13 protein-coding genes and 1 riboswitch are annotated in these 14,411 nt (G+C 66.9%); of the genes, 7 read left to right on the plus strand and 6 right to left on the minus strand.

The genetic code is table 11. From position 1 onward, the window contains the following. Nucleotides 1-168 precede the first annotated feature (168 nt). The 4 genes from ACIRA7_RS00005 (at nucleotide 169) to ACIRA7_RS00020 (ending at nucleotide 3,920) form a co-directional block, all read left to right on the plus strand. A complete protein-coding gene (locus tag ACIRA7_RS00005; protein ID WP_396218735.1) occupies nucleotides 169-855 on the plus strand; it encodes a response regulator in 687 nt (228 codons plus the stop codon). A 69-nt stretch (nucleotides 856-924) separates the two neighbouring features. After that, nucleotides 925-1,458 (plus strand): phosphatase PAP2 family protein, encoded by a 534-nt coding sequence (locus ACIRA7_RS00010; RefSeq protein ID WP_396218736.1) that lies wholly within the window; start codon nucleotides 925-927, stop codon nucleotides 1,456-1,458. Between the two features lie 205 nt (nucleotides 1,459-1,663). Further along, nucleotides 1,664-2,089, plus strand: a complete 426-nt coding sequence (locus tag ACIRA7_RS00015) for a hypothetical protein (protein ID WP_396218737.1) — start codon at nucleotides 1,664-1,666, stop codon at nucleotides 2,087-2,089. A 97-nt stretch (nucleotides 2,090-2,186) separates the two neighbouring features. Beyond that, nucleotides 2,187-3,920 carry a transglycosylase SLT domain-containing protein gene (locus tag ACIRA7_RS00020; protein ID WP_396218738.1) on the plus strand — a complete coding sequence of 578 codons (1,734 nt, stop codon included), beginning with the start codon at nucleotides 2,187-2,189 and terminating at the stop codon, nucleotides 3,918-3,920. Nucleotides 3,921-3,961: 41 nt separating this feature from the next. Here ACIRA7_RS00020 and ACIRA7_RS00025 read toward each other — a convergent pair whose 3' ends face one another. Genes ACIRA7_RS00025 through ACIRA7_RS00035 form a run of 3 tightly spaced genes read right to left on the minus strand, consistent with a single transcriptional unit; the run spans nucleotide 3,962 to nucleotide 6,381 of the window. Continuing rightward, on the minus strand, nucleotides 3,962-4,762 hold the full coding sequence (locus ACIRA7_RS00025; RefSeq protein WP_396218739.1) for a lytic transglycosylase domain-containing protein: 801 nt from the start codon (nucleotides 4,760-4,762) through the stop codon (nucleotides 3,962-3,964). A 24-nt stretch (nucleotides 4,763-4,786) separates the two neighbouring features. After that, nucleotides 4,787-5,293, minus strand: coding sequence for a cyclic pyranopterin monophosphate synthase MoaC (gene moaC / locus ACIRA7_RS00030; RefSeq protein WP_396218740.1), 507 nt, complete (start codon nucleotides 5,291-5,293; stop codon nucleotides 4,787-4,789). Further along, nucleotides 5,290-6,381: a hypothetical protein gene (locus ACIRA7_RS00035; protein WP_396218741.1), complete on the minus strand. Its 1,092-nt coding sequence runs from the start codon at nucleotides 6,379-6,381 to the stop codon at nucleotides 5,290-5,292. The genes moaC and ACIRA7_RS00035 overlap by 4 nt, the downstream gene beginning before the upstream one ends. Before the next feature lie 55 nt (nucleotides 6,382-6,436). On the opposite strand from ACIRA7_RS00035, the gene ACIRA7_RS00040 reads away from it, so the two are divergent. From ACIRA7_RS00040 to ACIRA7_RS00050, 3 genes are read left to right on the plus strand one after another with little or no spacing between them, the layout of a single operon-like run. Then, a complete protein-coding gene (locus ACIRA7_RS00040) occupies nucleotides 6,437-7,648 on the plus strand; it encodes a P1 family peptidase (protein ID WP_396218742.1) in 1,212 nt (403 codons plus the stop codon). An 11-nt stretch (nucleotides 7,649-7,659) separates the two neighbouring features. Next, complete coding sequence (locus tag ACIRA7_RS00045; protein WP_396218743.1) at nucleotides 7,660-8,871, plus strand: hypothetical protein; 1,212 nt, start codon at nucleotides 7,660-7,662, stop codon at nucleotides 8,869-8,871. Beyond that, the gene (locus ACIRA7_RS00050; protein WP_396218744.1) at nucleotides 8,871-10,490 is read left to right on the plus strand and encodes a hypothetical protein; all 1,620 of its coding nucleotides are present in this window, start codon (nucleotides 8,871-8,873) and stop codon (nucleotides 10,488-10,490) included. The genes ACIRA7_RS00045 and ACIRA7_RS00050 overlap by 1 nt, the downstream gene beginning before the upstream one ends. Here ACIRA7_RS00050 and ACIRA7_RS00055 read toward each other — a convergent pair. The 3 genes from ACIRA7_RS00055 to ACIRA7_RS00065 all read right to left on the minus strand — a co-directional run bounded on the left by ACIRA7_RS00055 (nucleotide 10,487) and on the right by ACIRA7_RS00065 (nucleotide 14,410). Then, nucleotides 10,487-12,334 carry an alpha/beta fold hydrolase gene (locus ACIRA7_RS00055; protein ID WP_396218745.1) on the minus strand — a complete coding sequence of 616 codons (1,848 nt, stop codon included), beginning with the start codon at nucleotides 12,332-12,334 and terminating at the stop codon, nucleotides 10,487-10,489. The two genes, ACIRA7_RS00050 and ACIRA7_RS00055, sit on opposite strands and share 4 nt — an antisense overlap. An 81-nt stretch (nucleotides 12,335-12,415) precedes the next feature. Continuing rightward, a riboswitch (SAM riboswitch) is annotated at nucleotides 12,416-12,490 on the minus strand. Nucleotides 12,491-12,744: 254 nt separating this feature from the next. Further along, a complete protein-coding gene (locus tag ACIRA7_RS00060; RefSeq protein ID WP_396218746.1) occupies nucleotides 12,745-13,986 on the minus strand; it encodes an acetate/propionate family kinase in 1,242 nt (413 codons plus the stop codon). Between the two features lie 46 nt (nucleotides 13,987-14,032). Next, nucleotides 14,033-14,410, minus strand: a complete 378-nt coding sequence (locus ACIRA7_RS00065) for a hypothetical protein (RefSeq protein WP_396218747.1) — start codon at nucleotides 14,408-14,410, stop codon at nucleotides 14,033-14,035. Between the last annotated feature and the right edge of the window lies 1 nt (nucleotide 14,411).

Raw genomic sequence — 14,411 nt, forward strand, 5'->3', positions numbered from 1 at the left:
CCCTTGAACGGACCCCTTGAACGGACCCCTTGAACGGACCCCTTGAACGGACCCCTTGAACGGACCCCTTGAACGGACCCCTTGAACGGACCCCTTGAACGGACCCCTTGAACGGACCCCTTGAACGGACCCCTTGAACGCGACCTCTTGCACTCTCGTGAGCCACTCGTGACGCCACCCACTGCCGCCGGGACGCCGCCCGCGCGCATCCGCGTCCTGATCGCCGACGATCACGCGCTCGTGCGTGAAGGCTTGCGCTACGTGCTCGATGCCGACCCGGGCATCGAGGTGGTGGCTGAAGCCGCCAACGGACGCCTCGCCGTGGAACTCGCACAGGAGCACCAGCCTGATGTCGTCGTGCTCGACATCACGATGCCCGAGGAAACCGGTCTACGTGCGGCCGCCCGCCTTCGTGAGGCGATGCCGTCGGTGCGTATTCTGCTGCTCAGTATGCACGACCAGAGCGAGTACGTCCGCGAAGGCATGCGCATCGGGACGCACGGGTATCTGCTGAAGGACTCGGCCGGCGAAGAGCTGCGCGCGGCGATTCATACCGTGTTCGCCGGCGGGACGTTCTTCAGCCCCGCCGTGGTGAAGCGTCTAGCGGCCAGCGAAGCGGCGCCGGTGTCGGTGCCGGTGCCGCTTCGGCAACTCGAGCAACTCACGCCGCGGGAGCGCGATGTGCTGGGCGGCGTGGCACGTGGGCTGACCAACAAGGCCATCGCGGCCGAACTGGGCATCAGTCGCCGCACCGTCGAGGCGCACCGCGAGAGTCTGATGCGCAAGCTCGAGATTCACAGCGTCGCCGGCCTCACGCGTTTCGCGCTGGAGGCCGGGCTCGTCGCAGACGTGTGACATTCCCGTGTCTCGCTGGTGATCTCTCTGTCGGCGGGCTGTCACGTGTGAGCATGAGAATGCTCCCCCATGAGCCCATGGCTGATTCGACTCGACGCGCGTGACCGCGCCTTGTTCTCCCGCCTCGCCCTGACGTCCACGACGGCGCGCTCGCTCCGCCGTTTCTGGACCGCCCTGACCCACCTTGGCGGCGCCCGCGCCAGCATCGGTCTTGCGCTCACGCAAGCGCTGCTGCCCGGCGGGTCGTTTGCTTTCGCGTGGCGCACCCTGTGCGTGCTGGGGCTGTCGCACCTCGTGGTGCAGCTGGTGAAGCGCTCGGTGGGGCGGCCACGGCCGGCGGCCACGGAGTCGATCGAAGCCCTTGTGCTCATTCCCGATCGTTTCTCGTTCCCGTCGGGGCACGCCTGCGCCGCCATGGCCGTCGCCATCGGCCTCTCGAGCGCGATGCCGGCGCTTACCCTACCGCTGCTGTTCGTAGCGCTGCTGGTCGGATTCTCCCGCGTCATGCTGGGGGTGCACTACCCCGGCGATGTACTCATGGGGCAGGCGATTGCGTTGGTGTCGGCGTATCCGGTGCTGCGGTCAGCGCTGCCGACCGGCTGACCGCCGGCCCGGTCACGGCCGACAGCTTCCTCTCTGCCCCTCGGCACTGGGTGGCGTTCGACGCCGAAGCATCCAGTTCACGAAGCTGTCGCGACGTAGGTCACAACTTTCCGTGACGACGGCAGGAGTCGCGCGTCTTACGCGGGACGAACGTCCCCCCCGATCAGCGCGCGAGTACCCTCCGGATATGCTTGCTGGCAGCCTAATGACAACTGGTGAAAGCACCGAGACCGGCCGACGTCTGCGGCTGCTGGGTTGCCGAATGGAGCGGGGGAAGTACACGACCTCGCGCGTGTACGTGGAGTTTGACGGACCAGCGCCGGGACAACGGATCGTGTGCCATCAGGATGGCTTCGCCACATCGGGCGGCGATCTCCGCTTGGCCGCGATGGCCACGCTGAATGCCCTGACCCAAGCCACGGGCGGCTTGTTGGCATTCGTCTTGATCGGCGTCAAACCCGTGCGCGCGTTCGAGGCCACCGTGATTATGGTGGGCATTTCCCTGCAGCGGGACGGTGAGACGACGCGTCTCGTGGGGGCAGCGATCGCTGACGATGATCAATTGGTCGCTACGGCGCGTGCCGTGCTGCATGCTACCAATCGGTTCGCGACGCCCCTGCTCAGAGAGTGACCGTCCGTCGTCGGACGGTACCAGCCTGACGGTCAGTCACGAGGGGAGCTGGGGCCGATTGGCCACCAAATCGATCACTTCGCGTTAGGTTCCTCGCGTGAAGCTTCCTTCCCATTCGGTACCGATCCTGTGGTTGCTCGCGGCCGGCGCCTGCGGCCGCACCGGATCGGTCGCCCCCTTCGCCGCGCCGACGCCGATGGCCGCCGCGCCGGCGCCAGTCCGCGCGCCTGCGCCAATCCCCTCGCCGGTGGCCTCGACCGACTCGGCGCTTGCCGCGTCGGCCGATCGCGCGACGCCCGATGAAGTCGTGAGCACCGTCGTCGCCGTGTTCGGCGACAGCGCCGTGCTCCGTCCGGTCGATTCCACCAGCGCCGCCGACGATCCGATCTGGGACATGGACGTGCGATCGTATGAAACGCACGACCGGGTCGAGCACTATGTCGGTCTCTTTTCGAACAGCGCAAAGGATCGGTTTCTGGCGCGGCTGTCGCGGGGCACGCGCTATGAGCCGATGATCCGGGCGAAGCTTCGGGCGAGCGGCATGCCCGAAGACCTCCGCTTTCTCGCGCTGATCGAGAGCGGATACGACCCGAATGCGTACTCGCGAGCCGCGGCCGTTGGCATGTGGCAGTTCATGAGCGGCACCGCGCGCGGCGTCGGCATGCGCGTGGACTGGTGGATGGATGAGCGTCGTGATCCGGCCCGCGCTACCGACGGGGCCATCCGATTCCTGAGCGACCTCCAGAAACAGTTCGGTTCGCTCTACCTCGCGGCCGCCGCCTACAACGGTGGCCCGGGCCGCGTGGCGCGCGGTCTCACCCGTTTCGCCAGCGAACTCGATGGCGCCGAAGGCGAGGATCGCTTCTTCGCGCTCGCCGAGCAGGACTACCTCCGCGCCGAAACGAAGAACTACGTGCCGCAGATCATCGCCGCGGCGCTCGTGGCCAAGATGCCAGCCCGCTACGGGCTCGTGATCGACTCGCTGCCGCTCTACAGCTACGACTCCGTACTGGTCACGCCAGGCACGAGCCTCGCGCACATCACATCGGCCAGCGGCTCCGCCAAGGCAGAGATCCGCGATCTCAACCCGGCCGTGCTGCGGGGCATCACGCCGCCCGACGCCAGCATCTGGGTACGGGTACCGGTTGGGTCGGCAGAGCGCACCCGGTTAGCGCTGGACAGCATCCCCGAGGCGGATCGCCGCGGCTACCGCTCGGCCTTGGTCAGCGGCACCAGCACCACGCCAGCCGGCTTTGCCGACAAACACGGCGTGACGCTGAAGCAGCTCCGCTGGTTCAATCCGACGATCAAGACCACGAGGAAAGGCCGGTTGGTGCCCGGTCAGTCGCTGCGAATTCCGAGCGACCTCGCGATCGACTTCGCGCGCGAGATCCCGGATCCGTCCATCGAACGGTACGGCGGCGCCTCATCCAAGGCACTGAGCTCCCGCGGGATCCACGTGGTCAAGCGCGGTGAATCGCTGGGGACGATCGCCAAACGCTACCGCACCACGGTGACCCGGCTGAAGTCACTCAACGGCATCACCGGCTCGCGCGTGATCGCGGGCCAGACGCTGAGGGTGCGTGGCGGCACGACCACGGCCTCGGGCAGGTCGTCGTCGGCTAGAAAGCCCGTTGCAAAGTCGGCGAGCGCGAAGAAGGCGAGCGCTAAAAATACGAGCGCTAAGAAGACGAGCGCTAAAAATACGAGCGCTAAGAAGGCGAGCGCCAAGAAGCCAAGCGCCAAGAAGAGCGCCTCCACCAAGAAGAAGGCGACATCCACCAAGAAGAAGGCGACGTCCTCCAAGAAGAAGACGCCGCCCAAGAAGTAGGACGTGATCGTCCCGGCTTCATTTTCCCAAGCCTGCGGTCGTCAGTCGAGATACCCGCGACCGCGGTAGCCCTTCGTCACGATGCTCTCGTAGCCGTTGGCTGGGCTCATACCCATGCTGAGCGACTTCTGCACGGCGACCGGACCGCGGTTGTAGACGAGAAGGGCCAGCTTGAGATCGCCCTTATACTCGCGAATCAGGCCACGCAGATACTTGAAGCCGATCCGAAGGTTCACGTCGGGATCGAGCAACTGCTCACGAGTGACACGGGGTTCGAACTCCCGCGCGGTGCCGAGCATCAGCTGGGTGAGCCCCAAGGCGCCGGCCGAGCTGACGGCCCGCGTGTCGAAGACACTCTCTACGCGGATCAGGCGAAAGCCCAGCTCGGGCTCGATTCCTGCGGTCGTGGCGGCATCATAAATCCGACGGGCGAGCTCCGGCTTGATCCGGTAGGTGGCGCTGTAGGTATAGATGCGGTGCCATCGGCCGAGCGATTCGCGACGCTCCCGCTCCTTCGGATCAAGGCCGAAGGGGAGGGCTTTGACGGCGGTAACGCCCCTCGAGCGCTTCAGCACATCACCGGGACGACGCCACAGCGGCTGGATCGGCAGGGTAGAAGTGCCGGGGACGGCCGCAGCCGCCGGCGACATCCCGATGCCGGCTGATGCCGGCGCCACGGTGGACGGGGTGGATGCCTCGGGGGCAGCCAATACGGCCAGCGTAAACACCACGGCCGTCGTCACGAACACATTCTTCACGCGACGCTTGGCATGACGACGATGCATCCGTCGCCGGCGAGCCACGGCGTCGCGGCTCGGTACTTTATCGGTCGAATCGATCATGACACCTCTCGATCAGCAGGACACTCAAGGACCCCGGGCGAAATCCCCCTTCGTGCCGCCGCGCTTTTCGCGCAGCACGATCTCGGAGATCACCATTGTCCGGTCGATTGCCTTCGCCATGTCGTAGATCGTGAGCAACGACACCGCAACGGCCGTCAACGCTTCCATTTCCACCCCGGTCTGGGCGGTGGTTCTGGCGAATCCCTCGACCCGAAGGCCAGGCAGGGACTCATCAATGTTAACCCGGACCTCGATCCCCGACAAAGGGAGCGGGTGACAGAGCGGGATGAGGTCGGCGGTCCGCTTGGCGGCCTGGATGCCCGCGAGGCGAGCCACGGGAATTACGTCGCCTTTCTTTAACGTATTGTCTTGTATGGCTTTAAGTGTGCTCTCGTTCATCCGGATGGAGCCACTGGCCAGCGCCGAACGCACCGAAAACGGTTTCTCGGCGACGTCCACCATGATGAAATTTCCTGCCGTATCGAGGTGCGAAAACTCGCGCCCGGGTGTTTCCGGCTTGTCTGGACTCACGAGCGGAGGGTCCGATGGAGGGAGGAGAGCAGGGAGGCACCCAGCAGCTGCGGGCTCACATTGCCTTGTGCTTTGGCCTTCGCGAATTCAACAAGGACCACGGCCGAGGCGGTGCGTCGCGCGTCGGTGTCGCGTCCGATCCCGGTCAACTGTTTGGCGCGCGCATGCAGCAACAGCGTCAACGCTTCGAGGGTATCGGTGAACGAACCACGTGCGCCGGCCACCCCCTGACGGGCAGCCGCCTTGATCCGTTCGGCGGCACCGTCCGGCGTGGACGGCTGCAACGCGGCCTCGAGGATGATCCGCGCGGCGGCGAAGGCCGCCGCCATCGATTCTCCCGCGAACAGCTCACCGGGGGCGCCGTTCACCCGTGCCACCGCTTCGTCGCGCGGTGTACGGGCCAGTTTCCGCTCCACGACCGAGTCAGCGAGAAACGCCTCGATGTCGGTGCGACCGAGAGGGGGGACGCGGACGGCGACCACGCGTGACTTGATGGTGGGCAGGAGGTTGCCCGGTTCGCTGGTGGTCAGAATGATGGTGGTGCCCGGAGGCGGCTCCTCGAGCAATTTGAGGAAGGCATTGGCCGCCTGGTCGGCGCCCTCCTGTGCTACCATCCGTTCGGCGTCCCCCACCACGAAGACCGCCCGTCGTGCCATGGCCGGTCGAAGCGATGCCTGATGCACCAGCGCCCGAACGGTCGCCACGTAGAGCGCCTCCGTGCCCAGCGACGGCGCCCAGAGCCCCTCGGCCTCCATGCGCTCGGCAATCGCCTCGCTATAGTCGGCTTTCACGTCGTCCGGCGACGCATCGCCGTCCTTCAGGCGGGGGCGCGGAAAGAACCAGTGCAGGTCGGGGTGCATGCCCCGCACGGTGTAGCGGCAGTGCTGGCACGCTCCGCACGGCTCCGCGAGGTGCTCCGGCAGGGCGCGTTCGCAAAGGAGGTACTGGCCAAGCCACAGACCGAGGCGCTGCTTGCCGACACCGCGTCGACCTTGCAGCATGAGGCTGGCCGGCAGCCGGTCATCGGCGGCCGCCGCCGTGAGCCGATGCCGCAGCGCGGCATGTCCGTAGAGCGGGCGAAGCGACATGCGCGCAATATGCAGGGATCACGGTCCTCCCCGTCAGTCCGCCTTCCCGACTCCGATGATTCAGATCTCTCAGGTATGCGCTCGCCTTGTTGCCGTCGGTTGCGCGGTGATCGCCACGTCGGCACCAGTGGGCGCGCAACAACGGGCCCGCGCGATGGGACTCGCTCCCGGTGTCTTCACGCCAGGCCCCAACAACGCCATCACCGATGTGGCCGGCGTGCGCGTCGGTCATGAAACCGTCACGCTGGGCGATTCGGTCCGCACCGGCGTCACGGCCATCATTCCCCATGGGGGCGACCTCTATCGCGATCGCGTACCGGCCGCGCTTCACGTGGGCAATGGATTCGGGAAGCTGCTGGGCGTGACGCAGCTGCGGGAGCTGGGTGAGCTGGAAACACCGGTCCTCCTTACCTGCACGTTGTGCATCTGGCAGGCGGGAGAAGCGCTCGCCCAGTACATGCTGAGCAAGCCGGAGAACGCCAACGTCCGGTCGATCAACCCGGTGGTGGGCGAGACCAACGATGGTCAATTGAATGCCACGCGGGCGCGGCCCGGTATCGCGGCCGCCGTGAACCGGGCGCTGGCCAGCGCCGACACGGGGCGGGTGACCGAGGGGAGCGTGGGGGCGGGGCACGGCACCGTGATGTTCGGCTGGAAGGGCGGGATCGGCACGTCGTCGCGCCGGCTGCCCGCGTCGTTGGGCGGGTATACCGTGGGGGTGATCGTTCAAGGCAACTACGGCGGGGTGCTGCAGATGGCCGGGGTGCCGGTTGGGCAGCTGCTGGGCCGTTATGCCTTCCAGCGCGATGTCGAGCGCGCGGCTGGCAGCCCGCCTGGCGGTGCCTTCGGGGGCATGCTGCCGGGGGACCTCGGCGCCGAGCGAGGGGATGGGTCGTGCATGATCGTGATCGCCACCGACGCCCCGATATTGTCGCGCAATCTCGAGCGGCTGGGTGCCCGCGCGGTGATGGGGTTGGCGCGCACCGGATCGAGCGCCTCGAACGGGTCCGGTGACTACGTCATTGCCTTCTCCACCGCACCGCGGGTGCGCCGTTCGCCGGATGCCACGGTGTCCACCAACGACGAGCTCGGGAACGATGCGATGTCTGCGCTGTTTCAAGCGGTAACGGAAGCCACGGAAGAGGCGTTGTACGACGCGCTGCTCATGGCGACCCCCGTCTCGACGCGGGCTGGACGCGTGACCGCCCTGCCGCGTGATTCCGTTCGGGTGCTGCTGGAGGCCCGCGGTATTCGATCCCCCCGATAATGGACCTGAACATGGATACAGCATCGCTCCGGATGGCGACCCGTGACCGGACGCGCGTCGATGCGCGCGCGACGGCGGGAGTGCTCCCGTGGCAGCTGGCGGCGGTCGTGTTCGCGGCCACCAGCGTGATCGTTGGGCTGATCTGGGACATCTCGTGGCACATGACGATCGGCCGCGACACGTTCTGGACGCCCGCACATCTGGCGATCTACACCGGTGGGGCGGTGGCCGGGTTGGCGTGCGGCTTCGAGGTGCTCCGTCGTTCGTTCTTCTCGGTAGTGAAGCCGGTCGATGGCGTGACCGTGTGGCGCCTGTTCAATGGCCCGCTCGGTGGCTGGCTCTGCATCTGGGGGGGCGTCGCCATGCTCACCTCGGCGCCGTTCGATGACTGGTGGCATGCGGCGTACGGTCTCGACGTGAAGATCATCAGTCCGCCGCATGCGCTGTTGGCGTTGGGTTTCATCACGATCCTCGGTGGCGCGCTGATCATGGCGGTGGCCGAGCAGGGACGCGAGGCCGATCGCCGTGACGCGAGCGCCATCGATAGCGCTGAGCCGTCGGGGATCGCGCCGTACGTCGTCGCGTATGCGGGCGGCCTCGTGCTCGCGATGCTGTCGATCTTCACCACCGAGTATCACGATCGCGAAGCGATGCACCTGGGCAGTTTCTACGTGGTGTCGTCGCTGGTCTTTCCGTTCGCGCTGGTGGCAGCGGCGCGCAGCACGAGGCTGCGGTACGGTGCCACGGCAACGGCGCTGGTGTATACGCTCGTGATGGGCATCCAGACCTGGGTGCTGCCGCTGTTCGAAGGGTCGCCCAAGCTGGGTCCCATTCGCACGGCGGTCACGCACATGGTCTCGCTCGACTTCCCGCTGCTGTTGCTGTTCCCCGCAATCGCCATCGATCTCCTCATGCCGCGCCTGCGCGAGCGCGGAGCCTGGCTGCAGGCCGCCGCGCTGGGCGTGCTGTTCCTCGTCGTGCACGCCGCCACCCAGTGGCCGTTCGCGAACTTTCTCATGAGCGACGCGTCGCGGAACTGGTTCTTCAATACCGACAACATTCCGTACATGATGCCGCCCGACTGGTTGCGATCCCTGCGTCAGTTCGAAAGCGAGTCGACCATGGAGACGGTGCGCGCCTTCGGGGTGGCGGTCATACTGGCCATGTTGTCGGCACGGGCCGGACTCGGATGGGGCAGCTGGCTGCGCTCGGTGCGTCGGTGATGACTGACGGCATGACGCGACGTGGTGGCATGGTATCGCGCCTTGGCGCGCGGCTCACGGTGCTCGGCAGCGCGTTGTTGGCCTTCGTGCTGCTGTCGGCACATATCGGCACCAATCAGGTGGTGTTCGAAGGGCAGGCGGGCGGCTATCCCGTGCGCGTGCTGATCACGCCGCCCGGCGTCGTGCCGGCGCAGGTGCCGATCACCGTGCGCGTGCTGCGTGGAACCCCAAAACGCGTCACGGTGCGAGCGGCGCAGTGGAACGTGGGCACGAAGGGCGCGCCGCCGGCGGAAGACGCCGCCGTGGTGCCCGGCGACCCCGGCGTGTGGGCGCACGATTTGTGGATCATGACGGCGAGCAGTTACGCCGTGTACGTCGCGGTGGAGGGACCGGCGGGCAGCGGGACGGTTGTGGTGCCAATGCAAACCAGCGCCACGCGCACACTGGGCATGGAACGCGGTATGGGCGCGGTGTTGATCGCGCTCGGCACGCTGCTGGTGGCTGGTATGCTCACGATCATCGGCGCAGCGGTGCGTGAAGGTCCGGTGCCACCGGGAGAATCCCCGTCGCCGGCGCGCGCGCGTGGTGGCCGCGTGGCGATGGCCTCGGGCGCGGTACTGCTCGCGCTCGCGCTGTTCGGTGGGTCGAAGTGGTGGGACGCGGAGGAGCGAGCCTTCCAGCGTCGTTTACTGAAGCCGATCGCGATGCAGAGTACCGTGCGCCTGGTCGATGCCGACCGCGTGCTCACGATGGCGATCACCGATTCGCTGTGGCGCACGAATCGCTTCGCGCCCCTCATGCCCGACCACGGCAAGTTGATGCACCTGTTCCTGATTCGCGCCGATGGCGCGGAGACGGAGAGCGCCCTGGCGCATCTGCATCCGTTGCGCGTGCACGCCGACACGTTCGTGACGCGCGTACCGTCACTGCCCGCGGGACGGTACCTGCTGTTCGGCGACCTGCTGTTGCAGAGCGGGGCACAGCGCACGTTGGTGGATACGATCGACGTGCCGGTAGCCCCGGTGGTACCTGGCGACGATGGTGCGGCCGCTGCGGTGGTGAGTTCCACCGTGGTTCCGGCCGTCGACACCGACGACGCGTGGAGCGCAGTCACGCCCGTGTCACTGGGCGCCGCCTATCTACTGGCGAGCGGCGGCATGATGGTGCTCACCGCTGACGCGCGCGTGGACGCCGGGCGTGATCTCCGGCTGGTCGCCACGGTCACGAATGCCGACGGTTCGCCGTCGATGCTCGCGCCGTACATGGGCATGGGCGGACACGCGATGGTGTTGCGCCGAGACGCCGGCGTGTTCATGCACCTGCATCCCATGGGTACGGCTAGTATGACCGCGCAGGCGCAGCTCATGCGCCGCGAGCGCGGTGACACGCTGCTGCTCGACTCGGCGCAGATCGCCGCGGCGATGGCGACCGCCGAAGCCGCCGACAGCGGTGCGCACGCGATGCACGCGATGGGGCCGACCGACACCGGTGGCACCGCGCTCGCGTTCCCTTTCGCGTTTCCGACTGCCGGCGCATACCGCGTGTTCGTACAGGTGCGGCGCAATGGCGTGGTGGAGACGGCCGCGTTCGACGTCTCGGTGGGGGAGCGGGGGCGCTAGTCCTGACGCTCACGCGCCACGATGTCGGCCAGCACCGCCCCCGCGGTGGCGCGCCCACCGGCGCCAGGTCCCTGAAATACCAGTGACCCGGCGCTTTCGCTCTCCACCACGATGCGATTGAACGGACCAGCAACCCGGGCCCATGGATCGTCACTGGTGACGCGCGTGGGATCCGCTTCGGCATAGCCCAGCCGTTGCGCGGTCGCGACCGCATCGGCCAGCGACGCCCCCTCGGCGACTTGTTCGAGCACGTAGTTGCTCGTGCCATTCAGGATGCCGCTGACCTTCGTGATCCCCACGCCGGCCGCACCGCTGCGTACACAGCGCACGATCGGAATCGCGCCGCAGACGGCGCCCTCGAAGTCGAGGCGCGTGTCGGTAAGACGCGCCAGGGCGGAGAGCGCCGCACCGCGCTCACCGAGCAGGGCCTTGTTGGCGGTGACCACGCGGATACCACGTCGCACCGCCGTTTCAACCAGCGTGCGGGCGGTGGTGGTACCACCGATGACCTCCACCAATACGTCGATGTCGTCGCCAAGCAGGAGCGTGGGGTCGGTGATGCAGGCATCCGGCCCGGCGATGCCACGTGCGATGGCCTGCGCGAGGGCGGGGCGCGGGCGCGCGGCGTCACGCACCAGCACGCGATTCACGTGAACCGGCTGTGCATCCCCCAGCTGCTGCGCGCGCTCACATAGGAGATCGAGCAAACTGCCGCCCACATGGCCGCAGCCGGCGAGTGCTACGCGCAACGGACGGACGCGCGGCGACACGGCGGTGACAACCGATGGCGTCGCGATCGCCACGACCGGTGCCGGTGACACCGCACGGGCTTCCGAATCCGCCACGGCCTTCGCGATCACCGCCGACACGCGATCGACTTCCAGCAGAAATGCATCGTGTCCGTGGATGGAGGGGAGCTCCACATACGTCGCGTTCGCGGCCGTCGTCCATTCGCGCACACACTCGGCGGGATAGAGCAAGTCGCCGGGAATCCCGACGCCGATCAACCGGTCACCGACAGCCGACAGCGCGGCCGACAGCCCTCCGCGATCGCGGCCCACATCGTGTTCATCCATCGCATCGATCAGCGCGCCATAGCTGGCGGCATCAAATCGGGCGACCAGCTTCTCGCCATGCGCGTCGAGCCAGTCCTGCACCTGAAACGTGCCGTGCTCGCTGCGCGACCGGCCGAAGCGACGCTCGAGCCCATCCGGGGTGCGATAGCTCAGCATGCCCACCATGCGCGCCAACGCGAGGCCTTCGCGTGCGCCGCCCAAGGCGATCGCGCGACGCATGATGGCGTTCCAGGCGATACCCTGTGCCGTTTGCGCTGCGGGGGCTGCCAGCACGACGGCCGATCGCACGCGCGTGGGAAAGCTGGCCGCGAACTCGAGCGTGACCATGCCACCCAGCGAACCACCACACACCAACAGCGGTGCCGCGACGTCGAGCGCGTCGAGCAGTCGTGCCAGCAGTGCCGCTTGATCGCGAGTGCTGAAGGGCGGTAACGCATCGGGGGTCTCGTTGCTCGGCCCGGTGGTGCCGTCGCAGCCACCCAGCAGGTTGGCGCACAGCACGGCGTGCCGGGTTGGATCGATCGCTTCGTTGGCGCCGATCACGCCCTTCCACCAGTCGCTGGCGTGTGTGGTACCGGTGAGCGCATGCACCACGAGCACCACGTTGTCGCGTGCAGCGTTGATCGTGCCTTCAAGCCGATAGCGCACATCGACGCGCTCGAGGCGATCTCCGCGCTCCAGCACGACGTCGTGGAACGTGATCGTCTCATCGCGAATCGGCCATGCCGATGGGCCTCCAACGGGAGGAGGTGAGGCGACGCTACTCACGTGCTGAATCGGACATCGTGGCACTCTCCAAGAGGGGTGAGTGCCGCCCAACAACACGAACGCGCCCGGGCGGATAGATGGCCGCCGGGCGCTATCGCAGTTTAGCTCCTTGTTTAACGTGGCGGCAATCGGCGGCAAATCACCACGGAAGCGACACCGGCGGATACCGATGCCTCTTCACCTTCAGTTTTGCTGTTCGACGCGCGCGGGCAGTCCGTCAACGTCGACTGACCTGAAACCACTGACGGCCTGCGCCGATTTCTCGTCGCAGGCCGTCAGGACCTCGACTTAGACGGATAGTCAGTGCCACAGGCACTGCGTACGCGGCCCGTCAAATCGGGGAAACCGCCGCGCACAAACCAGTATCATCTGCTGTCGTGAAATCTGCAACCCCTCGCGACCGGGATACCTCAGGTCGGCTCAATACCGGAGATAACGCGGAACGTATCGCGAGCGATCAACAACTCCTCGTCGGTGGGGACGACCCACGCCGCGAGCGACGACGCCTCGGTGGAGAAGCGTCCCTCCTTGCCATCGACCAGCGCGTCGTTGGCGGTCTCGTCGACGTGCACCCCGGCCCACTGGAGCCCATCGCAAATCCGTCGGCGGATCTCGGGCGAGTTCTCCCCGATCCCGCCCGCGAACACGATGGCATCGGCACCGCCGAGTGCGGCGAGATACGCGCCCACGTACTTGCGCGCTCGATAGCAGAAGATCTCAATGGCCAGGGTGGCGCGACGGTCCTGATTCTCGTGCGCTTCCGCCAGCAAGTCGCGCATGTCGTTTGTGAGCCCGGAAATGCCGAGCAGTCCCGACTGGTTGTTCAGCAGCGCCTCGACCTGCGGCAGGGTGAGGCCTTCCTTGGCCGCGATGTAATCCAGCAGCGCAGCGTCGATGTCGCCCGACCGTGTGCCCATCACGAGGCCTTCGAGCGGTGTAAAGCCCATGCTGGTGTCGATCGATTCGCCTCCCCTGATCGCGCAGGCCGAGCAGCCGTTGCCGAGATGCAGGGTGACGATGCGCACATCGGCGCGGTCGCGAGCCGTGAGCGTCCGCCAGCGATGCGCGATGGAGCGATGCGATGTGCCATGAAAGCCGTAGCGGCGCACCTTGTGCCGCCGATAGAGCGGATACGGAATCGCGTACAGGAACGCGTGCTCGGGCAGCGTGTGGTGGAACGCGGTGTCGAACACGGCCACCTGCGGCACGCCGCTGCCGAGGGCGGCGCGGGCGGCCTCGATGCCACGGAGATTGTGTGGGTTGTGCAGCGGCGCAAGTTCGATGGTCTCCTCGATGCCGTGCAGCACGCCGCTATCGATGGCGACGCTGCGGCGGAATCGCTCGCCGCCGTGCACCACGCGATGGCCTACCGCGTGCAGCTCCCCGCGGCTCGTGAGTCCGGTGCCGCTCTCGTCGGAGGACACGAATCCGACCAGCCACTCCACCGCCGCCCGCAGATCGCGCAAGGGCGCTGTGTGTCGACGCGACGCGCCATCGGCGCCGCGGATGGTGATGATGGACTCGCCGCCGATCCGTTCGATCTGTCCCCGGATCAGTCGTTCGTCGCGATCGGTGGCGATCCGCTCGGCGTCGGTCACGACGACCTGGAACTTGAGCGTCGCCGAGCCGACGTTGAGCACGAGAATGTTCACGAGGGCACCCGCCGTGGCGACAGGAAGACTACAGGTTCTGCGCGAATCAGAAGGGCTTGTAGAGCGCCATGTACACCGCGAGCCCCGCCAGCAGCGGGAGGGCGAGCAGAAACGGCTTGGCGAGCGCGGGCCAACGGTACGGCAGCAGCACCACGGCACTGAGAATCACCCAGACGATGATCTTGACCCAGAGCCAGCCTGGGAAGTTGGCGCCGTGCATGAAGCCGAGTCGGGCCAGCATGCCGAAGCCGCCTAACAAAATGAGAAACGCCCCAATGCCATGAATGGAACTGACCAGTGGGCGCGTCGAGCTGGCGGTCTTGGTGCCGCCGTTGGCTGCATGTGTTGCGACGCCGCCAATCGCGACGAAGAGCATGGCGATGCCGATGATGTGCAGAATTTCGTAGAAATCGCGTGGAAACATG

It is taken from the genome of Gemmatimonas sp. (assembly GCF_044376735.1).
In the GTDB taxonomy this organism is placed as follows: domain Bacteria; phylum Gemmatimonadota; class Gemmatimonadetes; order Gemmatimonadales; family Gemmatimonadaceae; genus Gemmatimonas.